This is a genomic window from Streptomyces sp. NPDC052101 (assembly GCF_040680235.1).
Taxonomy (GTDB): domain Bacteria; phylum Actinomycetota; class Actinomycetes; order Streptomycetales; family Streptomycetaceae; genus Streptomyces.
Genome location: NZ_JBFAWH010000016.1, coordinates 198,344 through 219,819, shown reverse-complemented (window position 1 = coordinate 219,819; position 21,476 = coordinate 198,344). Strand labels below are relative to the sequence as shown.

Genomic DNA, 21,476 nt, shown 5'->3' with positions numbered 1-21,476 from the left:
GCTCGCCATCTCTGTTATTGCGCGGCTACGCCGCGCGCAGTGGGGGCTCCGCCACCCACACCCCCTACTGACGGGCCCTTCGCGGAAGCGAGGGGCTCTTCGGCGTACCCAGCGGCTGGGCGCGCAGGAAGGCCGCGAAGGCGTCCGGGTCGAAGGTCCCGGCGATGGTCGCCATCATCTGGTCCCCGGTCACCGGGTCCGGCACCCCGTACACGGCGACGGCCGCCGCGCCCTCGTACCGGGCGACGATGTTCTCGATCATCGCGGCGGCCAGGTTCTCCCCGTCCACACGGATCCGGTCGTCGGTGCGGCCCGCGAAATACAGATAGCCGTCGGCGTCCCGGTAGAACAGATCACCGGTCCAGTACGCCCCTCCCCTGCGCCGCTCGGCCTCGGCGGCCGGATTCCTCCAGTACCCCTCGAAGGGGTTGGGCCCCTGGTTCACCAGCTCTCCGATCGCCTCCTCCCCGTTCAGCAGCCGCCCGGCGGAGTCGAACAGGGCCGTCGGGCACGCGCGCCCGGTGGCGGGGTCGAGGACGGCCAGCCCCGGTCCGGCCGGACCCACCGCGCCCTTCGGGGTGCCCGGCGCCCACTGGATCGCCGCACCGCCCTCGGAGGATCCGTACGCCTCCACCAGCCGGACCCCGAACCGCCGCTCGAAGGCTGCCGCGTCCACCGCGCCCGCCTCCGTGCCGAAGCCCGTCCGCTGGGGCTCCCCCGGTCGAGCGAAGCTGAGACCGGGGGAGGGCAGATCGCGGCCTTGGGGGCGCCGGTCGATCCGGAGGTGAAGTACAGCAGCAGCCGGTCGGCGGGTGCGGCGCGGGACGGGTCGGGTACGGCGGAGGCGTACGGGGCGAGGAGGGCGCCGTACGCCTCGTCGTCGCTCACCAGGATCCGTACTCCCGCCAGCTCCAGGCCCGCCTGCAGCGGCAGCCGGGCCCGCTCGGTGACCAGGAGCGGGCACTCGGTGTGCAGGATGTCCCGGGCCGGTTCGGGGCCTGGGGGTCCCCCCCGGCGCGAGCGAAGCCGAGCGTGGGGGAGGGTGGGGTTATCCGGGCGGCGGCGCCGGCGGCCACCTCGTGCTGCGTCAGCGTCCGCGCCCCGCACCACAGCCCCGGCCGATGGTCGCCCCGCCGCGCGGCGACGAGGTCGGCGACCGTGCGCTTCGTGGACTCCATGAGGGCGCACAGTAACTGACAGCACGTCAGATGGGAGACTACGGCAGGAAGCCGTCCGCCGCCGAGAACATCAGGTGGGCGGCGACCATGAAGGCGACACAGCCCGCGATGAACACGCCGAGGAACGCCAGCACGCAGCCCGATTCGGCCGCGAGCTTCCCGCGCGCCGGGACGTGCGCTGTCGCCCGCTCGGGGCGCTCGGCCGCGTAGTGCACGGTGACGATGTCGTTCTCCAGAATCGTCCCCGGCCCGTTGCTCTCCTCGAAACGGACGGCCAGGCCCTCGCGGGTGGTGAACTCGTACACGTGGTGCAGCGTCGTGCGCACGGAGGTGTCCCTGCCGCCGCTGGTCGTCGTGTACGTCCGCAGGCACCGCGCCTCGGCCGTCAGCCCGCTGTTCCAGGCGCTGCGCACCTCCCGGGCACGGCCGATCAGCCTGACCAGACCGAAGACCGCCAGGGCGATCATGAGTGACGGCACGACGTAGAACATCGCTTCCATGGGTCCCCCGAACTCCGTGCGCCGCCACCGATCGGCCGGCGTGGAAGGACCCTACCCACGCCGGCCGCGCCGCCGGCTCAGCGGAACCTCAGAACGTGACGTCCGAGCAGGCGTAGAACGCGTTGCCGGTGTCGGCGATCGTCCACACCGCGAGGATGACGTGGTGCCCGCTCAGCCCGCTCGGCAGGGTGCCGCTGTGGCTGAGGGTGGCCGGCGGGCGCTGGCCGTTGTACGGGACCGTCAGGAACGGGGTGAGGTCGAGGTCCGAGCGGGACAGGGCATGGTCCTGGTCCCAGCCCTGTCTGGTGACGTAGTACTTGAAGTCGGTCGTGGCGTGCATGGCGGTGAACTGCCAGCGGAAGGTGTACGTCTGGCCGCCCGTCACCCTGGTGGTGGGCCAGGCCCCGCCGGAGGGCGTGGCCGGCGAGCTGAGCTGGGCGAACCGGCTCAGTCCGCCGTTGCATATCTGGCCGTCGGCGGGCCCGGCGGCCGGGAAGCCCTTGGGGCCCTCGACGCTCTGCGGCTCGTACTGGATGTCGCCGCAGCCCGTCACCGTGCCGTTGGCACAGAGCTTCTGCCTGCTGATGGGAAGGTCGGTGTAGCCGTGCCCGCTGGCGCCGCCGGTGGAGAGCGCGAACGCTCCGGCGGTCACCACGCCCAGCAACGCCGCGGACAGCGCCGGAAACCTGGTCTTGGTGCGCATACTGCCGCTCCTGGAGAACGTGGGGAGTTCGGTGAGCTGTGCAGGTAGGTCTAGACCAAGTCTCAGATTATTGCCGTTAGTTGAACGTGTCCATACCAATTGCGGTGCAGGCCTAGGACGGCTCCCCGCGCCCCGAGCAGAAGGCCACCGTCAGGTCCCGCACCAGCACCTTCCGTTCGTAGTCGTCGAGTTCGACCAGACCGCGCACGGTCAGCCGGGTCACGGTGTCCTCCACCGAGTCCACCACCGAGCTGAGCATGCTGGCCCGCTGCCGGGCGTCCAGCGCGGCGATCCTGCGCCGGTGCATCGCCGCGGCGACCTCCGGGGCGTACTCCACCCGGACCGGCTGCACCGAGAACACCTCCAGGCCGACCGGCCCGGTCTCCTCGGCCACCAGCCGGGTCAGACAGTCCCGGGCCGCCGTCACCCCGCCCCGTGTCCCGCCCGCCGGCTCCACCGGCACCCGGGCCAGCGCCGCCTCCACGCACTCGGTCAGGTACGCCTCGTGGTCCTCGATGCCGAGCACCGCCCGCGCGGTGTCCCGCACCCGCCACACCACCAGCACCACCACCCGGAGCGCCATCCCGTCGGGATCCGCCGCCGCCATCGCCTCGCTGCGCCAGTGCCGCAGCCGCACATCGACCCGGCGGCGCAGCACCAGCGGGTTCACCCAGAGCAGCCCGGTCCGCCGGACCGTCCCCCGGTACCGGCCGAACAGTCCGAGCACCCACGCCCGCCCGGTCCGCCCCCGGGCCAGCCCGCCGAAGCCGAACGCGCCGAGCGCCCCGGCCCCGACGTACGCCGCCCACTGCGCCGGCCCGAACCCCGCGGACGCGGGCAGCCCCAGCGCCTGCACCGCGCCCGACGGAAGCAGCCCCGCCCACCACGAGGTCGCCAGGCACCCGGCGATCCCGCACGCCCCGGCGAGCGCGCCGGCCGCCCCGGGCAGCACCCGCGCCGGCCGCTCCACCAGCTCCGGGTCGACCTCCGGCAGCGGCCGGCGGCGCACCGGCGGCTGGCGCCTGAGGCGCGGCTGCTCGCCGATGCCCTGCCGGCGGGCCACCACGGCGGGCTTGAGCGGCACCGTCACCGGGTCGGTGCCCGAGTCACGGAAGAGCAGATGGACGGGGATCTCGGTGGTCGCCTCGTTCTGGATCAGCCGGGCCGAACGCCCGCCCGGTCCCGCGGCCTCCTCCGGCTGCCCCTCGGATTCGGGCGGTGTGTGTGACGTGGTCGTACTCATGCGTGCCTCCAGCCTCCGCGCCAGATACGCCATGAACAGGGGGTGGGACGGACAGGAGTGATCAGTGGCCGGTCACCCCGCCCGCGTCCGCGAACAGCCGGCGCCAGGTCTCCGGCCCCGGATAGCCGTCCGCCGTGCCGCCGCGCCAGCCCTGGGCGCGCTGGAAGGCCGCCACCGCACGCCGGTCCGCGTCGCCCCAGCGCGCCCCGTAAGTGCCGGCGTAGAACCTGCCGAACCCCTTCTTCACCAGCTGGCGTCGCAGCCGTGTGACGTACTCGTTCTGCGCGCCGGGACGGAAGTGATCCCGGCCGGGGTAGCCGGGCACCCCGTGCGCGCGGGGCAGGTCCTCTCCGGCCGCGCCCGGCGCGATGTCCTTGCCCTTCCCGGTGGCCAGCAGATCCCAGGTGTCCGGGCCGGGCAGCCCGTCGGCCTCGGAGCCGCTCCAGCCCTGGGCGAGCTGGAACGCCAGGGTGGCCCTCCGGTCCGCGTCGCCCCAGACCGGGCCGGGCCCCTCGGGGTAGTACGAGCGGCCGCCCCGGGCCACCAGCATCTGGCCGAGCAGGGTGACGTAGTCGTTGCTGGCGCCGGGGCCGAAGTAGACGGCGCCCGGGTAGGCGACCTTCGGCTTGGACTGGGCCTGGTGCGCGCCGCCGCCCGAGTCGGAGGTCACGCCCTTGTAGCGGTAGGGGATGTACTTGTCGGCATGGCTCCAGTAGGGGTACGGCGCCGTCTTCCGGCGGGTGTGCGGGGGTGTCTGCTCGTAGACCGTGTAGGCCTTGTGCGTGTAGTCCGTCCAGCCGCCGAAGATCACCACGTGGGAGCCGCGCTGGGGGTTGGCGCGGTTGTGGTAGAGCAGGATGTCCCCGGGCTGCAGCTGGTCCTTCGTGATCTTCACGGCGTAGCGGTACAGGCTCCCCGTCCACTCGTTGCCGGGCAGGCCCCAGGCCATGGAGACATAGCCCGAGCAGTCCTGCCGGTAGCCGTCGGACCAGAAGCGGTTCATGGTGTACGGCACCCGTGCGGCCACCCAGGTCTTGGCCCGGTTGATGATCTGGGCCCGGGTGGCCGCGGGGATCGCCGCGGTGCCCCTCGCCGGCCTGCCGCCGGGGCCGTGCAGCGGGGCCATGGGGCCCTGCGGGGTCTCGGTGTCGCCGTCGCCGGGTACATGGGGACGCTCCTCGGCGGGCCGGCCGAGGGTGAGGGCGGCGGCCGGGGTGACCGCCCCGAGGACGGCGGAGGCGGCGGCCACGGCCACGACCGAGCAGGCGGCGGCAGGGTGTCCGGCGGGGCGGCCGGACGACGGGCGGGGACCTGCCCGTCGGCCCCGGACGCAGCCGGGGCAGTCGCAGTCGCTCGCGGGGTCGATTTCCTCGAACACCGGAGTCGTCATGCGATCTGCCTCACATTCGGAGGGGATTTGTCCGCGAGTGTGCACGTTGGTCAGTTTCCCAACTGTCCACGCGATCGCCACATTGACGGTCCGAATGATGTACACGGCCCCTCAGCGGCCGTCCGGTCGCCGCGGGGCGGCCAGGAGGTGGTCGGAGGCACCCCGAAAGGTCAGGTAGAGTTATCTCTGTCAGCAGGCGCCGCTAGCTCAGTTGGTTAGAGCAGCTGACTCTTAATCAGCGGGTCCGGGGTTCGAGTCCCTGGCGGCGCACCGACCGGAAGGCCCCTCGCGAAAGCGGGGGGCCTTTCGCATGCCCCATACCCCCGATTGGCCGGATACCCTCTGGCCATGGCAGCCCGGGACCTTCAGGAGCGGATCAAGAAGCTGATCGTGGACCGGCGGCTGCCCTCGGGGGCCCCGCTGCCGACCGAGCCGGAGCTGATGGAGTACCTCGGCGCGAGCCGGAACTCGGTGCGCGAGGCCCTGAAGGCACTGCAGGCCATGGGGATCGTGGAGATCCGGCACGGGTTCGGGACGTACGTCGGCTCGATGTCCTTCGCACCGATGATCGAGGGGCTGGCCTTCCGCACCGTCGCCGGCCACTACCGGGGCGAGGACTCGCTGCTGCAGTTGCTGGAGCTGCGCGAGGCCGTGGAGACCGGGCTGGTCTCACGGCTGGCCGGGCGGCTGCCGGAGGCGGACCTCGTCGAACTGGACGCCCTCGTGGACCGTATGGACCGGGAGGCCGCCGAGGGGGCGGGCCTCGCCGAGACCGACCGGGCCTTTCACGCCACCCTCTACCGGGGGCTGGACAACGTGCTGCTGAGCGAGGTGCTGGAGGCGTTCTGGGACGCCTTCCACCGGGTGCAGCGGGATCTGGTGGACGTGCCGCAGGACCCCAGGGTCACCTGCCGCCAGCACCGGGAGATCCTGGACGCGGTCCGGTCCGGCGACTCCATGCGGGCGGAGGAGGCCATAAGGGACCACTTCGGCAACCTCCGGGTCCGCCTCTCCACCACCGGCGCGCCCCGGCCCCCCGAGATCACCGGCGCGCCCCGGCCTCCCGAGCCCCACACGCGCCACAATGAACGGGTTTGATCGGTAAACACCGTGTTTCCCGTCTTGCGATCATGCGGAACGCCGTAGAACCCTGGATGTCCAAGCTGCCGCTGTTTGGCGGGAGTTGGGGGGATGAAACCGGTTGCCGACCGGCGGGGAGGGGGCCCCGCTCATGAAGCGGTGCCGAGGGGGGCATCATGCAACCGGAAGGTCGCCGTCCCGTGTCTTTGAGTGGGGCAAGACGTGGGGACTGCGCACTGCCACTGAAGCGCGCTCGCGGGCTTAAGGGGAGCCTGCCGTGCGCGGCAAAGGACCGACCAGACACGCGGTGACCTGCGTGTTGGGGGGAATGACTCATGACGTCGACGCCGCCGGGCGCCGGGCCGAGCCACGCTCACGACGATCCGTCACAGACCACACAACTCAGGGCTGTCAGCCATCGGACCGGCCAGTTACGCCGGATAAGGAAGAGCCTGCCGAGATACGACTACGAGCACTACAGCCGGCTAGCAGGCCCCCTCACCCAGCCCGACCCGACGGGGCCCTACAAGGTGCAGTACCGGTCGCTGCTCTCGCAGGAGCCGCACCGCGTGCGCGCCGCGCTTATGCTGGGCGCGGCCCCGGTGCTCTCCCTGGTCCTGCTGTTCTGGCTGATGCGGCCCGAGCACTGGACCGAGCGCGACTATCCCGCCTACGACTTCCTGCCGGCCCTCGACACCGTCATGCTCGTCTCGATCGGCCTGATCGAGTTCTTCCGCTGCATGAACGTGCTGTCCAACGCGCACGCCACGCTGGTCGCCCGCGACCCGGTCCCGGTGGTCCCCGAGTCCGGCACCCGCGTCGCCTTCCTCACCTCCTTCGTGCCCGGCAAGGAGCCGCTGGAGATGGTGACGAAGACGCTGGAGGCAGCGGTGAAGTTACGTCACCGGGGCCTCATGCACGTCTGGTTGCTGGACGAGGGCGACGACCCGGCGGTCAAGGAGGTCTGCGCCCGGCTCGGCGTGCACCACTTCACCCGCAAGGGCGTCGCGAAGTGGAACCAGTCCAAGGGCCCGCACCGCGCCAGGACCAAGCACGGCAACTACAACGCATGGCTGGAGGCGCACGGCGCCGACTACGACTTCTTCGCCTCCGTCGACACCGACCACGTACCGCTGCCCAACTACCTGGAGCGGATGCTCGGTTACTTCCGCGACCCGGACGTCGGCTTCGTCATCGGCCCGCAGGTGTACGGCAACTACGACACGTTCGTCACCAAGGCCGCCGAGTCGCAGCAGTTCCTCTTCCACGCCCTGATCCAGCGCGCCGGCAACCGCTACGGCGCCCCCATGTTCGTGGGCACCTCGAACGCCGTACGCATCAGCGCCATCAAGCAGATCGGCGGGCTGTACGACTCGATCACCGAGGACATGGCGACCGGCTTCGAGATGCACCGCGCCAAGAACCCGGCGACGGGCAGGAAGTGGAAGTCGGTCTACACCCCGGACGTGCTCGCCGTCGGCGAGGGCCCGAACGCCTGGACGGACTTCTTCACCCAGCAGCTGCGCTGGTCCCGGGGCACGTACGAGACGATCCTCAAGCAGTACTGGAAGGGCCTGTTCACGCTGGGGCCGGGCAAGCTCTTCAACTACACGATGATGATCATCTTCTATCCGATGTCCGCCCTCAACTGGATCCTCGCGGCACTGAGCTGCGCGCTGTTCCTGGGCCTCGGCGCCTCGGGTGTGAACATCGACCCGACCGTGTGGCTGATGCTGTACGGCAACGCCTCGGCGCTCCAGATCGGCCTGTACATCTGGAACCGGCGGCACAACGTCTCCCCGCACGAGCCGGAGGGCTCCGGCGGTGTCGCGGGCATGGTGATGTCCGCCCTGTCCGCGCCGGTCTACGCGCGCTCCCTCATGGACGCCGTACTGCGCCGCAAGAGCAAGTTCGTGGTCACGCCCAAGGGCGAATCGGCAAGCCCCGACACGTTGTTCGGGACGTTCCGGATCCACTGGTTCTTCATCCTGGTCTTCGCCGGCTCGCTCGCCGCCGGCTTCGCGCTCGGGCACTCCCACCCCGCGATGGTCACCTGGGCATCGTTCGCCCTGCTGATCACCGCCTCGCCGATCTTCGCCTGGCAGTACACGCTGCGGCGGGAGCGGAGGAAGCCGAAGCCCGCCGCACCGGCCGCCGAACCCCAGGACGCGGTGCCCGCGCCGTACCCGGCCCACGCGCCGCACGTCCCGCAGCCGCGGCCCACCTGGGCGGCGCCCGAGCACGGGGGCCGCAGCGGCGCAAACCGGAGCGGGGAGAGCGACCAGACCATGCAGATCGCCCTTGGCGGACTTGGGGGACGTAAGGAATGAAGGACCAGGCAGGCCGCCGTCGCGCCCGCAGGCTCGCGATCGGTACGGCGGTGGTACTCGCGCTGGCCGGGATGAACGGGCCGTGGATCTACCGCTTCGGCACCGCGCAGTACCACCAGTACAAGATCAACAGACCCGAGTACAAGGCCGAGAACGGCCACTGGGACATCATCGAGTTCCCTCCGGAGTACCGCCAGGACACCATCCACGCGGCCCTCCTGCACACCGGCAAGGTGCTGCTGGTCGCGGGCTCGGGCAACAACCAGGACAACTTCGACAAGAAGAAGTTCGACACCCGGATCTGGGACCCGGTCAAGGGCACGATCAAGAAGGTCCCCACGCCCAACGACCTGTTCTGCACCGGCCATACGCAACTGGCCAACGGCAATCTGCTGATCGCGGGCGGCACCAAGCGGTACGAGAAGCTCAAGGGTGACGTCAAGAAGGCCGGCGGCGTCATGATCCTCTACAACGAGAACCCGGACAAGCCGATCACCCTGCCCGCGGGCACGAAGTTCACCGGCAAGCAGAACGGCAGGACGTTCGCCTCCCAGGACCCGGTCCTGCTTCCGCGCGCCACGAAGGTCTTCGACAGGACCGGCAAGTGGCTGCGGAACAACCCCGGTTACGGCCGCGTCTACGTCGAGGCGCCGCAGGAGGGCGCGCAGTACGAGACCGGCACCCAGGACAACTACCGGATCCAGGGCCTGACCGGCGCCGACGCCCGCAACACCTACGGCATCGCGCAGAAACTCGCCCTGGACAAGAAGGACTTCGAGGGGATCAAGGATTCCTACGAGTTCGATCCGGTCGCCGAGCGGTACATCAAGGTCGACCCGATGAACGAGGCCCGCTGGTACCCGACGCTGACGACACTGTCGGACGGGAAGATCCTCAGTGTCTCCGGCCTGGACGACATCGGTCAGCTGGTGCCGGGCAAGAACGAGATCTTCGACCCGAGGACCAGGACCTGGACGTACACCAGGTCGACCCGGCAGTTCCCGACGTATCCGGCGCTGTTCCTGATGCAGAACGGGAAGATCTTCTACTCGGGTTCGAACGCGGGGTACGGGCCGGACAACGTGGGCCGGGACGCCGGTGTCTGGGACGTCGACACCAACCGGTTCACCAAGCTGCCCGGGCTCAGCGATCCGGACAGGATGGAGACCTCCGGGACCGTGCTGCTGCCTCCGGCGCAGAACGAGAAGTTCATGGTGGTCGGCGGTGGCGGCGTCGGCGAGTCGAAGCTGTCCAGCAGGAAGACCCGGCTCATCGATCTGAAGGCCGGGAACCCCAGGTTCGTGGACGGGCCCGAACTGGAGAAGGGGACCCGGTATCCGCAGACCTCGATCCTGCCCGACGACACGGTTCTGGTGAGCGGCGGTTCGCAGGACTACCGGGGGCGCGGCGACTCCGACATCCTGCAGGCGCGGCTGTACCACCCGGACAGCAACAGCTTCACCCAGGTCGCCGATCCGCTGGTGGGACGGAACTACCACTCCGGGTCGATTCTGCTGCCGGACGGCCGGGTGATGTTCTTCGGCTCCGACTCGCTGTACGGGGACAAGGCGAACACCAAGCCGGGGAAGTTCGAGCAGCGCATCGAGATCTACACGCCGCCGTATCTGTACCGGGGGTCTCGGCCGACACTCAGCGGGGGACCGCAGACGATCGCCCGCGACGCTTCGGGGACGTTCACGTCGGATCACGCGGCCGGCGTCAAGAAGGCGCGGTTGATCCGGCCGAGTGCGTCCACGCATGTGACGGACGTGGATCAGCGGTCCGTCGCGCTCGATTTCAAGACCGCCGGGAACAAGATCACGGTGACCGTGCCGAAGAACCGGAATCTGGTGCCGTCCGGCTGGTACATGCTGTTCGTGGACGACGACCAGGGCACGCCGTCCAAGGCGCAATGGGTCCAGGTCCCGTAGGTCACAGGCCTTCGGTCATGGTCGGCAGGGCGGTCAGGGAGAGGGGTAGTGCCCCTGGTCCTGACCGCCCTGAGGGGTGGGTGGACTTCTTCCCTGTGCGGTTGTGCGGCTCGTGGTCAGGAGCTGCTGCCGGTTGTCCGTCAGTTGCAGAAGTTGAGAATGGGGAGGAGGCCGTTGCCACACTGGTTCTTGTCGCCTTCGCCGCCACCACCGTGGCCGTAGGCTGGGGAGGCCTTTGTGGCGACGTGTGTGGCGGGCGTCGCGGCCATGGCGGATGTGGCGGTTGCCAGTCCGGCCGCACAGGCGATGCCCACGGCGGCACTCACCGCGAAGGCTCGCGGAATCCGGGAAACGGTCTTCTTGGGGCGAGGTGTAGTGTTCATGCACTCACCATGCGCACGCCCGGCGATCATGTGCTCGTCGAGCGCATCCGAGCGGGTGAGCCACGGGGCCGGGTCGGAACGCGTTGGTGTCTCAGTTGCTCTTCTCGGCGAGGCCGAGTGCGTAACTCGCCCACCAGTCCCCCGCCTTCGGGCCGCCCTTGCAGGTGCCGTCGGACTCTCCCGGGCGCTTGACCCACAGGTAGGCGTCCACCAGGGGGTCGGCCGTCTTCGTCGTCGGGGTCTCGCCCAGGGCCCGGCCCGGCGGGTTGCACCAGCGCTGGGCCGGGTCGCCGGCCGTGTACGGGCCGTTGCCGTTGCGGCTGGTGTCGATCACGAAGTGCTTGCCGCCCACCTTCGCCGAGAGTTGCTTGCCGTAGGCGATGGAGTCCCGCGTGGAGTAGAAGTTGGAGACGTTGACGGAGAAGCCGTCGGCCTGGTCGATGCCGGCCTGCCGCAGGGTCTGGAAGATCTGGTCGGGGTGGCCCCAGCCGGCGTTGCCCGCGTCCAGGTAGACCTTGGTGTTCTTGAGGGACTTGAGCTTGGCGATCGCGCCCTTGAGCAGGTCGTAGCGCTCCTCGTGGAACTGGGCCGGGGTGCAGCCGTCGACGAGGTGGAGTACGGCGTCCGGTTCCAGGATCACGATGGCGGAACGGTCCTCGACGCCCCGGGCCACGCCGTCGATCCAGGCGCGGTAGGCGTTGCCGTCGGCGGCGCCGCCCTGGGAGTACTGGCCGCAGTCGCGGTGCGGGATGTCGTAGAGGACGAGCAGGGCCGTGCGGTCGGACTTCTCGGCGGCCTCGGTGAAGCCGCGCGCCTCCTGCTCCGGGTTCTCCGGGCCGATCCACTCGCCCACCGGCTGCTCGGCGATCTTCCGGATCTGCCCGGCCTTCGCCTGGTCGCCGGACTTGGTGTAGGCGGCGAGCTGGCGGGCCGCGGTGCCGTCCGGGTTCACCCAGAACGGGTCGGCCGCCTTGGACTGTTGGGTGATCCGGGCCCCGGGGTGCCCGTTCTCGTCCCCGCCCCCGGAGGAGCATCCGGAGAGCAGGAGTGCCGCCCCCGCCACCACCGCCGCCGACGCCCGCGCGGAAGCACGGGCCCCCCTGCTGTCGTCCATGCGTGTATCCCCCTGATCCCCCTGCGCGAAGTGGTCAGGGTGCCAATCGTGGCATATCCGGCCGGTCCGTCACGAGGTCGCGGGGCGGGGCGTGCGAGGGTCAGCGGGTGGTTCCGGTGAGGTACGCGGACACCACCACGTTGGCCGTGTAGCTGCGGCTGGCACGGTCGAAGCTGCCGCCGCAGGTGATGAGGCGGAGTTCGGCGCGGCCGGGCCGGTGGGGGCCGTAGGCCTGGTGGGCGTCGAAGCCGGCCCGGGGCAGGACGCGGACGTCGTCGACGGTGAAAGCGGCGACCCTGCCGTCCGAGCGGTACACCCGGACCGTGTTGCCGGGTCTGAGCGTGCTGAGCTTATAGAAGACCGCGGGCCGGGTCCAGGTGTCGACGTGCCCCACCAGAAGGGCCGCGCCCGGTGCACCCGGCTTGGTGCCGGCGCCGTACCAGCCGACCACGCCCGGCTGGTCGAAGGGCGGCGGGTCGATGGCGCCCCGGGTGTCCAGGCCGCGGCTCATCACCGGTGCCTGCACGCCCAGCCGGGGGATGTCGACGCGCTGGGGCAGGGCGTCACCCAGCGGCGCGGCGGCACGGGGCAGCAGCGCGGGGTCGACGGGCCCGGCGGCGGACACATCGCCCGCGGCGGGGCCGTCCGTGCCCCGCGGTACGTCGGTCACCGCGCGCCCCCACAGCCACAGTCCGAGCAGCAGCAGCGCCCAGGCCAGGCCGGTGACGAGCCGACCGGTGCCGGTGGTGCGCTCGCGCTCGTCGGACATGGGCCGCCTTCAGCGGGTGTCGCGGTGGTGGCGGGCACGCAGCGCGACGGCGGCCGCGGCGGCCCCCGCGAGGGCCAGGCCGGTCACCGCCTGGCCGGTGTCGGGCCCGGACTCGGTGGTGGCCACCGTGGCGAAGTGCGCGGTGCCGCCGCCGCCCGCGTGGACGGGGGCGACGGGCGAGGCGGCGCCGGCGACGGGCTCCCGGCCGGGCTCCTGGTGCCGCGCGCCCACCTGGCCGGCTCCCGTCCCTTTGCCGGCCACCGTGATCCGTCCGCTGACCACGTAGTCGGCGCAGGTGATCCTGACGTCGTACGCGCCCGGCTCGAGGGAGGAGCGGACGCGGGTCTCGCCGGACAGGGTGCCCTGGCCGCCGGTGAGCCGGGCGTCGGCGACGAAAGCTTTCGAGACGGCGGTGCCCTGCGGCCCGGAGCAGCCGGTGACCCGCAGGGCGACGTCGGTGCCGGGCGCGGGGGAGGCGGGGGTCACGGAGACCGATCCCTCGTCGGCCGCGTGGGCCGCCGGGGCGAACGCGGCGACGGCCAGGATTCCCGTACAGAGCGTGAGGCTTAGTGAGCCCATCGTGAACCTCCAGTTATCAGGAGGCTCCCCCGCCCCGGGCGCCTCCGCATCCTCGGGAGGCGCCCCATTGCTCCAAATGGGTGGCGGGGATACGAAAATCCCAGGTCAGAACGGGTCGGATCAGGCCAGAAGAGATCAGACCAGGTCGACCAGGTCGGCGATGGAGTCGGCGACCTTCGAGGGCCGGAAGGGGTAGCGGTCGACGTCGTCGGGCTGGGTGACACCGCTGAGCACCAGGAAGGTGCGCATTCCGGCCTCCAGGCCCGCGAGGACGTCGGTGTCCATACGGTCGCCGATCATCGCGGAGGTCTCCGAGTGGGCGCCGATCGCGTTGAGCCCGGCCCGCATCATGAGCGGGTTGGGCTTGCCGACGAAGTACGGCTTCTTGCCGGTCGCGGCGGTGATCAGAGCGGCGACCGAGCCGGTGGCGGGCAGGTCGCCCTCGGTGGACGGGCCGACGTTGTCGGGGTTGGTGGCGATGAACCGGGCGCCGTCGTTGATCAGCCGCACGGCCTTGGTCAGGGCCTCGAAGGAGTAGGTGCGGGTCTCGCCGAGGATCACGAAGTCGGGGTCGTGGTCGGTGAGGATGTAGCCGATGTCGTGCAGCGCCGTGGTCAGACCGGCCTCGCCGATGACATAGGCGCTGCCGCCGGGCCGCTGGTCGTTCAGGAACTGGGCGGTGGCCAGCGCGGACGTCCAGATGTTCTCCACCGGCACTTCCAGGCCCATGCGGTTCAGCCGGGCGTGCAGGTCGCGGGCGGTGTAGATGGAGTTGTTGGTGAGCACCAGGAAGGGCCGCCCGGACTCACGGAGCTTCTTCACGAAGGCGTCGGCGCCGGGGATCGGCACCCCTTCGTGGATCAGGACGCCGTCCATGTCGGTGAGCCATGACTCGATGGGCTTGCGGTCTGCCATGTCGTGCGTCTCCTGGCGTGCGTACGGTCAAGAAGCGGGGGCGCCGGAACCACGGCGTACCGACGTCCCCAGCCTAATCAGCGCGGCCTGAAGTCGACCCCCCTCAGTCCTGGGTGATCCGTACTGCGTCGAGCACCCAGTACCAGTTGTTTCCGCCGGTGTAACGGAAGCGGACGCGGACGCTGCCGGCACCGGCCGGGACCTGGAGGGTGACGGTCTCGGTGCGGGAGGGGACGTCGGCGGTGTACGTCCGTACGCTCACCGGGGTGCCGTCGTCGTAGGAGACGAGCACCTCGCCCTTCTGCGGGGACTCCTGCCGGTAGTAGGTGGTGTACGACAGCGTGGCCGTACGGCCGCCCGTCACCGGGTAGGCGGGGCTGACCAGGGTGGAGTCGAAGCTGCCGGTGAGGGACTTGTCGCTCCACTCGTCGCCGTCGGCGACCGCGAAGACGTTCCGGGCGCGGACGTTGCACTCGCGGTTCTGGTCGCGCTGGGTCTGGGTCCAGAACTCGTCCGTGGTGAACGACCAGCCGCGCCACTCGGTGACACCGCCGGTGCCCATCGCTGAGTTGTCGACGGACCAGCCGGCGGGCGGGGTGTGCGTGAAGCCGAGGATGCCCGCCGGGATGCCGGTCTCGTCCACCCGGGATCGCAGCGAGCCGCGCAGGCTGTCGAAGTCGTCCGGGAGCGGCTGCTGGACCGGGCGGCCGTCCAGGCCCCAGGCGGGGTCGAGGGCGATGCCGAGGTGGGCGAGGGCGGAGGCGGCCACGTCCGGCATCTTCACGTCGTACCGGACCGATCCGGCCGCGAGGGCGCTGCCGGCGGCGATCATGAAGGTCTGGCGTTCCTGGAGGGTGGAGCCGCCGTGGCCGCCGGGGTCGGTGTGGCCGTGGTCGGCGGTGACCATGATCAGCCAGTCCTCGTCGGCGTAGGTCGCCCGGCCCTTCACCGCGTCCACCATCTGCCCGACCTGGGTGTCGGCGCCGTGGATGGCGTCCAGGTACTGCTGGGAGGCGGCGCCGTAGCCGTGTCCCACGTGGTCGATGTTGTCGAGCTGGACGAAGACCGCGTCCGGGTCGGCGTCCCGCAGCTCGGCGACCGCGCGGGAGGCCGTACCGGTGTCGTACTCGGCGCCCGGCGTGGAGACGCGGGTGTCGACCTTGGCCGAGAAGACCGTGTCGGTGATCGGCGCCCAGGATGAGACCGCGTAGGTGGTCAGGGCGGAGTCCGCGGTCTCGACGCGGGTGAGGAAGTCGGGGTACAGGTCGAAACGGGCGCCGGTGAAGTTGTTGTCCTTGACGTTGTGCTTGTCCGGCCAGACGCCGGTGATGATCGTGGACCAGCCGGGGCCGGACAGGGTCGGCGCGAGCGGGTTGGCGTAGATGCTGCTGGGCGCGGTGAGGCCGACTGCCATCAGGGCGTCCAGGTTCGGCGCGTCGGCGTCCTTGATACGGCTGAGCAGACAGCCGTCCAGGCCGATGACCAGCACCTTCGGCTGGCGGGTGGCGGCGCGGGCGACGGCGCCGAGCGGACCGGCGGCCGCGGCCACGGCGGCGGAGACGAGGAAGGTACGGCGGGACATGCGGGACGGCACGGAAGACCTCCGTAGGGGAAGGGGTGAGCGCGTGCGTGCGGGCATGGCGACGCCCCCGGTGGTGCCAGGGGCGTTGCTGGGGAGTTGCCGGTCTTGCGGGGTGGTCAGCTGCCGGTCGCCGACTTCCAGTCCTCCACGTACGACGTGAGGTTCTTGTCGATGTCGTTCCAGTCCGGCTCGAAGAACTGCACGCCGTCCATGATCTTGGTGAGGGCGATGGCGTTGGCGTCGGTGGCCTTGACGTCCTGGCGGGCGGCGAAGCCGCCGCCGATCTCGCTGACCTCCTGCTGCTGCTTCTGCGCGAGCATGAAGTCGAGCAGCTTCCTGCCGTTGGCGCTGTGCGGGGCCTTGGTGACCAGGCCGGCCGCGTACGGCAGGGCGAAGGTGGTGGGCTTGCCGTCCTGGCCGGCCGGGAACCAGATGCCGAGGCCCGGCATGGTCTTGGACTGGGCGTAGTTCATCTGCACATCGCCGTTGGCGACGAGCAGTTCGCCCTTGTCGACCTTGGGGGCGAGCTTGCCGGTGGAGGCGGACGGGCCGACGTTGTTGGCCTGGAGCTTCTTCAGATAGGCGAGGGCCGCGTCCTTGCCGCCGAAGTCGTGGATCGCCTTGATGAGGACGGCCGTACCGTCGCCGGCGACACCCGGGGTCGAGTACTGCAGCTTGTTCTTGTACTTGGAGTCGAGCAGCTCGTCCCAGGTCCTCGGGGCCTGCTTCAGCTGCTTCTTGTCGTAGACGAACCCGAAGTAGTTGTCGACGACGGAGGTCCAGGTGCCGTCCGTGGCCTTGTCGGCGCCGCTGACCTGGTCGCTGTCCTTGGGCGCGTACTTCTGCAGCAGGCCCTTGCTGCCGGCCTCCTGGACGAAGGGCGGCAGGGTGACCAGCACATCGGCCTGCGGGTTGCTCTTCTCGCGGACGGCGCGCTGCACGATCTCGCCGGAGCCGCCCTCGACGTACTTGACCTTGATGCCGGTCTGCTTGGTGAAGTCGGCGAAGACCTTGTCGTACCAGCCGTCGCCGTTCTCGCCCTTGAGGCCGTCGGCGCTGTAGACGGTGACCTCCTTGGCGTCGGAGGCGGCGGAGGAGCCGCCGCAGGCGGACAGCGCGGGGGCGGCGAGCAGAGCGAGGGCTACGGCGAGCGTGCTGCGGTTTCTGGGCATGGCGAGGCCAACTCCTGGCATGGTGGCGGGAATTACCGGGGGATTCAGCGGTACGACGCCCGGGTGCGGACCCGGGAGACGGCGAAGAGGACGAGCAGGGTCGCGGCCATCAGCACCACGGCGACGGCGGAGCCGGTGAACAGGGCGCCGCGGTCGGTGGCCGCGTAGATGAGGACGGGCAGCGGGGTCCAGTCGGGCGGATAGAGCATCATCGTGGCGCTCAGCTCGCCCATGGACAGGGCGAAGCAGAGGCCGGTCGCGGCGGTCAGCGAGGGCAGGAGGAGGGGCAGGCGGACCCGCCACAGGACGTAGGCGGGGCGGGCGCCGAGGGAGGCGGCGGCCTGTTCGCAGGCCGGGTCGAGGCGGGTGACGGCCGCCGACACGGACTGGTGGGCGAAGGCGGTGACCAGCACGGTGTGCGCGAGGATCACGATCCACCGGGTGCCGTTGAGCAGCATCGGCGGCTTGGAGAACGCCACCAGGATCGACAGTCCTACGACGACCGACGGCACGGCGACCGGCAGCACGAACAGCGCGTCCATGAGCCGCCGGTAGCGCTTTTCCAGGGCCGCGCCGGCGAGCGCGGCCCAGGTGCCGAGGGTCAGCGCGAGCAGACTGGCGGCGCCGGCGGTGAGCAGGCTGGTGGTGAGCGCCTGCAGGGCCTCGCCGCGGGTCGCCGCATGGTAGTTGCCGGTGGTCAGGCCCGAGGGCAGGACGCCGGACCAGTGGGTGGCGAAGGAGGCACCGAGGACGACGAGGAGGGGAAGGGCGAACAGCGGCACGAAGAGGACGAGGAACACCGCCCACACGGCCCATCTGGCCCCACGGCTATGCACCAGCACGACGGCTCACCACCCGGTAGAGGCTGTACAGCCCCACGGAGATCAGGACGTTGACGACGGCGACCACGCACGCGCCCGGATAGTCGGACTCCAGGATCGCCTTGCTGTAGACGAGCATGGGCAGGGTGGTGACCCCCTTCGCGCCGGTGAACAGCACGATCCCGAACTCGTTGAGACACAGGACGAGGACGAGGCTGCCGCCGGCGGCGAGGGCGGGCAGCGCCTCGGGCAGGATCACCTTCCGTACGATCCGCGGCGCCCGCGCGCCCAGCGAACTGGCCGCCTCCAGCTGCGCGGTCTCCAGCTGCGAGAAGGCCGCGAGCAGTGGCCGCATCACGAACGGCGTGAAGTAGGTGACCTCCGCCAGCAGCACGCCCCAGGGCGTGGTGAGGAACTGGAAGGAACGGATGATGCCGGTGGAGCCGTAGATGAACAGCAGCGCCAGGGTGATCAGGAAGGACGGGAAGGAGAGGTACACATCGACGAACCGCGCCACCGCCTTCGCCCCCGGGAACGGCACGAACGCGATGACCAGCGCCAGCAGGAACCCGAGCAGCAGGCATCCGGCGGTGGACGCCGACGCCAGCCAGACGGTGGTCCACAGGGCGTTGCGGAAGGCGTCGGATGCGAAGACGTCGGCGTACGGCTTGAGGGAGGTCCCGCCGCCGTCCGGCTGGAAGGACTGCTGGACGACGAGGGCGAGGGGGTAGAGGAAGAAGACGGCGAGGAGGGCTACCGGGGGCAGGGCCCACATCAGGCGCCTAGGCATGGGTGACCCCGGCCGGCAGCAGCACCGCGTCCTCGGCGGCGAAGTGCAGGCTCACCGAGTCGCCGTGCCCGGGCGGATCCTTCAGCTCCCGCACGTCCGCCATGACCGTGTGCCCGTCGACCTCGACGTACAGCCGGTGCGTGGCCCCCCGCCACTGGATCTCCCGTACGACACCGACGAGTTGGTTGGGGCCCTGCCCCAGTCCGACGACATGCGGCCGTACGCACAGCGTGGCCCGCGCCCCCGCCGCCACCCCGGCCGTGTCGACCTTCAGCTCGGTCCCCGCGAAGGAGACACCGCCGGGCCCCACGGTCACCGGCACCAGATTCGCGCCGCCCACGAAGGAGGCGGTGAACTCGTTCGCCGGGGACCGGTACAGCTCCCTCGGTGTACCGCAGGCCTGCAGCCGCGCCCTGTCCATCACGGCGATCCGGTCGGCCAGCGTCAGCGCCTCGACCTGGTCGTGGGTGACGTAGAGCATCGACATGTCCGGCAACTCGCGGTGCAGCCGGGCGAGTTCGGCGAGCATTCCGGAGCGCAGCCGGGCGTCCAGCGCGGACAGCGGTTCGTCCAGCAGCAGGACGTCCGGCCGGATGGCGAGGGCGCGGGCGATGGCGACCCGCTGCTGCTGTCCGCCGGACAGCTCGCGCGGGTGGCGGCGGGCGTAGGCGGCCATGCCGGTCAGCTCCAGCGCCTCGGCGACCCGCTGCCGTATCTCGCTCCTGGCCGTCCTGCGGGCCCTGAGCCCGAAGGCCACGTTCTCATCGACCCGCATGTGCGGGAAGAGCGCGTAGCTCTGCACGACCATGCCGATGCCACGCCGGTACGGCGGCAGGTCCGTCACGTCCCGGCCGCCGAGGAGCACCCGCCCATACACGGGCCGGACGAACCCGGCGACCGCCCGCAGCGCGGTGGTCTTGCCGGATCCGGACGGCCCGAGCAGCGCCATGACCTCGCCCGGCTCGACGGTCAGGTCGAGTGAGTCGAGGACGACGTTCTTGTCGTAGGCGACGGTGACGGAGTCGAAGCGGATGCCCATCTCAGCGCGCTCCCGAGAGCAGGGCGGGCAGACCGGCGACGGAGTCGAGGACGTGGGTGGCCCCGGCGGCGCGGAACGCTTCGTCGCCGTGGGCACCGGTGCGCACCCCGGCGACCAGACCGGCCCCGGCCCGTACCCCGCTGAGCACGTCGTAGGACGTGTCCCCGACGACCGCGACCTGGGTCACGGCCTCGGCGGCCTTGGTGCGGACGAAGGCCTCCAGGACCATGTCCGGGTAGGGCCGTCCGCGCCCGCCGGCGTCGGCCGGGCACAGGGTGAGCGGGACGAGGTCCCGCCAGCCGAGGGCGTCGAGGATGGCGTCCTGGGTGACGCGGGCGAAGCCGGTGGTCAGCACGACGGTACGGCCGCCGCCGGCCAGCTCCTCGATGGCCTCCCGCGCGCCCGGCACCGGGGCGATCAGGCCGGCGTCGACGAGATCGCCGTACGCCTTCTCGAAGGCGGTGTTGGCGCGCCGGGCGCGGTCCTCGTCGCCGAACAGGTGCCGGAAGACGGAGATCTTGGACTCGCCCATGGTGGCGCGGACGTAGGCCAGGTGGTCGGCGTGCTCGGCCGAGCCGGGCTCGACGCCGAGTTCGGCGGCGGCCGCCTCGAAGGCGCGCTCGACCAGGCCGCCGTCGGCGACGGTCGTGCCGGCCATGTCGAGGACGACGAGCCGGATGTCCGGGGTGATGTCGTTCATGGGGTGCTCACCAGCCCAGTTCGTTCGCGGTGGTCTCGGCTATCGCGGGGGCGCAGGTCATGCCGCGCCCACCGGGCCCGGTGACCAGCCAGACCCCCTCGCGCACCTGCTGCCGGTGCACCACCCGGCCGGGTTCGGTGCACTGCGCGTACACGCCCGCCCAGCGGTGCCGGATGCGCGGCAGCGGCCGGCCGAGCAGGGACTCGACGACACCGGTGAGGTGCTCGTACGGCTCCTCGACGGTGTCGAAGGCGAAGGGGTGCTCGTACTCGTGGGTGTCGCCGATGGTCAGGCCGCCGTCGGCGCGCTGCACCATGAGCAGCTGCATCCGGTGCGCGGCGGCGGTCCCCGGCTGCGGCTGCTCGGCGTTGAGCCGGTCCAGGGCGGGGGAGGCGTAGGCCGGGTAGTAGCGGAAGCTGTCGGCGTCCGCGACCGAGGTCGGCAGCGCCTCGCCCAGCGGGTCGGTCTGCATCATCTGCAGGCGCACCCGGCGCACGGGCAGATCGGGTCCGGCGAGTTCGCGGACCAGTCCGCCGAGCCAGGCGCCGGTGCACAGGATCACCAGATCGGCCCGGTGCACGTCCCCGTGGTCGTCCCGGACGGCTCCGGCGCCGACCACCTCGCGGACCTCCCGGCCGGGCAGGAAGGTGTAGTTCGGGGACTTCAACAGCTCGGCACGCAGCGCGAGTTGGGCGGTGCGCGGCTCGACGGCCGCGTCCCGCTCGCAGTACAGGGCGGCGGTGAAGTCGCCGCGCAGGGCCGGGTTGAGGGCGCGGGCCTCACCCGGGGTGAGCAGCTTGTAGCCGCGGGCGGAGGCGTCCGGCCGGGCCATGGCGGTCTCGGCGACGGCGAGTTCGAGGGGCCCGCGGACGGGCGTGAGGGATCCGTTGGCCCGGAAGCCCAGCGCGGGCACCCGGCCGCCGATCCCCTCCCACAGCTCCCGCGCCCGCAGCGCGGTCTCCACCTCTTCGCCACCTGCGCGGCCGCTGACCCAGATCTGCCCGAAGTTGCGCAGCGAGGCGCCGCGCGCCTCGGCCTCACGCTCGATCTGGACGACCTGATGGCCGCGTTCCACCGCATGCCAGGCGTGCATGGTGCCCACCACGCCTGCTCCCACAACTGTCACTCTCACGTCGGCAACGCTCCTCGGGATCGGGGAACCGGAAGGGTCCGGCTGACAACGAGAGCGTGAACGACCCATCACGTTTGGGCTAGACCCGTTATCTTTTCGTGATAATGATGGGGGTGGTCGAGTGA

Annotated in this window: 19 protein-coding genes, 1 tRNA gene and 1 pseudogene; 4 read left to right on the top strand and 17 right to left on the bottom strand. The window is 71.0% G+C overall.

Annotation, left to right across the window (positions count from 1 at the left end):
- Positions 1-91: 91 nt before the first annotated feature.
- The 5 genes and pseudogenes from AB0L75_RS27630 to AB0L75_RS27610 form a co-directional block, all read right to left on the bottom strand.
- Positions 92-1,178, bottom strand: a pseudogene (locus AB0L75_RS27630) (AMP-binding protein); the annotation flags it as partial.
- 38 nt (positions 1,179-1,216) lie between these two features.
- Positions 1,217-1,678 (bottom strand): DUF3592 domain-containing protein, encoded by a 462-nt coding sequence (locus tag AB0L75_RS27625; protein WP_365185844.1) that lies wholly within the window; start codon positions 1,676-1,678, stop codon positions 1,217-1,219.
- An 88-nt stretch (positions 1,679-1,766) separates the two neighbouring features.
- Positions 1,767-2,381, bottom strand: coding sequence for a lytic polysaccharide monooxygenase (locus AB0L75_RS27620; RefSeq protein ID WP_365185841.1), 615 nt, complete (start codon positions 2,379-2,381; stop codon positions 1,767-1,769).
- Between the two features lie 112 nt (positions 2,382-2,493).
- Positions 2,494-3,624, bottom strand: coding sequence for an SPFH domain-containing protein (locus AB0L75_RS27615; protein ID WP_365185838.1), 1,131 nt, complete (start codon positions 3,622-3,624; stop codon positions 2,494-2,496).
- Positions 3,625-3,685: 61 nt separating this feature from the next.
- Entirely contained in the window at positions 3,686-5,014 is a 1,329-nt protein-coding gene (locus tag AB0L75_RS27610) for a peptidoglycan-binding protein (RefSeq protein WP_365185836.1), read from the bottom strand.
- Positions 5,015-5,210: 196 nt separating this feature from the next.
- Here AB0L75_RS27610 and AB0L75_RS27605 point away from each other — a divergent pair.
- From AB0L75_RS27605 to AB0L75_RS27590, 4 genes are all read left to right on the top strand, one after another.
- Positions 5,211-5,284, top strand: a tRNA-Lys gene (locus AB0L75_RS27605).
- 78 nt (positions 5,285-5,362) lie between these two features.
- The gene (locus AB0L75_RS27600) at positions 5,363-6,112 is read left to right on the top strand and encodes a FadR/GntR family transcriptional regulator (RefSeq protein ID WP_365185833.1); all 750 of its coding nucleotides are present in this window, start codon (positions 5,363-5,365) and stop codon (positions 6,110-6,112) included.
- A gap of 317 nt (positions 6,113-6,429) precedes the next feature.
- Positions 6,430-8,424, top strand: a complete 1,995-nt coding sequence (locus AB0L75_RS27595; protein WP_365185830.1) for a glycosyltransferase family 2 protein — start codon at positions 6,430-6,432, stop codon at positions 8,422-8,424.
- The gene (locus tag AB0L75_RS27590) at positions 8,421-10,355 is read left to right on the top strand and encodes a kelch motif-containing protein (protein ID WP_365185827.1); all 1,935 of its coding nucleotides are present in this window, start codon (positions 8,421-8,423) and stop codon (positions 10,353-10,355) included. The genes AB0L75_RS27595 and AB0L75_RS27590 overlap by 4 nt, the downstream gene beginning before the upstream one ends.
- Positions 10,356-10,495: 140 nt before the next feature.
- Here the strand turns inward: AB0L75_RS27590 and AB0L75_RS27585 are convergent, their stop codons facing one another.
- From AB0L75_RS27585 to AB0L75_RS27530, 12 genes are all read right to left on the bottom strand, one after another.
- Positions 10,496-10,738, bottom strand: a complete 243-nt coding sequence (locus AB0L75_RS27585; protein WP_365185825.1) for a hypothetical protein — start codon at positions 10,736-10,738, stop codon at positions 10,496-10,498.
- A 91-nt stretch (positions 10,739-10,829) separates the two neighbouring features.
- Positions 10,830-11,852 (bottom strand): glycoside hydrolase family 6 protein, encoded by a 1,023-nt coding sequence (locus AB0L75_RS27580; RefSeq protein WP_365185822.1) that lies wholly within the window; start codon positions 11,850-11,852, stop codon positions 10,830-10,832.
- A gap of 100 nt (positions 11,853-11,952) precedes the next feature.
- Entirely contained in the window at positions 11,953-12,621 is a 669-nt protein-coding gene (locus tag AB0L75_RS27575; protein WP_365185819.1) for a class F sortase, read from the bottom strand.
- A gap of 9 nt (positions 12,622-12,630) precedes the next feature.
- Positions 12,631-13,200 (bottom strand): hypothetical protein, encoded by a 570-nt coding sequence (locus AB0L75_RS27570; protein WP_365185817.1) that lies wholly within the window; start codon positions 13,198-13,200, stop codon positions 12,631-12,633.
- A 135-nt stretch (positions 13,201-13,335) separates the two neighbouring features.
- Positions 13,336-14,115 (bottom strand): HAD-IIA family hydrolase, encoded by a 780-nt coding sequence (locus AB0L75_RS27565; protein WP_365185814.1) that lies wholly within the window; start codon positions 14,113-14,115, stop codon positions 13,336-13,338.
- Between the two features lie 103 nt (positions 14,116-14,218).
- Positions 14,219-15,697, bottom strand: coding sequence for an alkaline phosphatase family protein (locus AB0L75_RS27560; protein ID WP_365185907.1), 1,479 nt, complete (start codon positions 15,695-15,697; stop codon positions 14,219-14,221).
- Positions 15,698-15,813: 116 nt separating this feature from the next.
- Positions 15,814-16,869 carry a 2-aminoethylphosphonate ABC transporter substrate-binding protein gene (locus tag AB0L75_RS27555; protein WP_365185812.1) on the bottom strand — a complete coding sequence of 352 codons (1,056 nt, stop codon included), beginning with the start codon at positions 16,867-16,869 and terminating at the stop codon, positions 15,814-15,816.
- Between the two features lie 44 nt (positions 16,870-16,913).
- Entirely contained in the window at positions 16,914-17,711 is a 798-nt protein-coding gene (locus AB0L75_RS27550) for an ABC transporter permease (RefSeq protein WP_365185809.1), read from the bottom strand.
- Positions 17,698-18,480, bottom strand: coding sequence for a 2-aminoethylphosphonate ABC transporter permease subunit (locus AB0L75_RS27545; protein ID WP_365185806.1), 783 nt, complete (start codon positions 18,478-18,480; stop codon positions 17,698-17,700). The genes AB0L75_RS27550 and AB0L75_RS27545 overlap by 14 nt, the downstream gene beginning before the upstream one ends.
- Entirely contained in the window at positions 18,473-19,519 is a 1,047-nt protein-coding gene (locus tag AB0L75_RS27540) for an ABC transporter ATP-binding protein (protein ID WP_365185803.1), read from the bottom strand. The genes AB0L75_RS27545 and AB0L75_RS27540 overlap by 8 nt, the downstream gene beginning before the upstream one ends.
- Before the next feature lies 1 nt (position 19,520).
- Entirely contained in the window at positions 19,521-20,219 is a 699-nt protein-coding gene (locus AB0L75_RS27535) for an HAD family hydrolase (protein WP_365185801.1), read from the bottom strand.
- 7 nt (positions 20,220-20,226) lie between these two features.
- The gene (locus tag AB0L75_RS27530; protein ID WP_365185798.1) at positions 20,227-21,351 is read right to left on the bottom strand and encodes a TIGR03364 family FAD-dependent oxidoreductase; all 1,125 of its coding nucleotides are present in this window, start codon (positions 21,349-21,351) and stop codon (positions 20,227-20,229) included.
- Positions 21,352-21,476 lie beyond the last annotated feature (125 nt).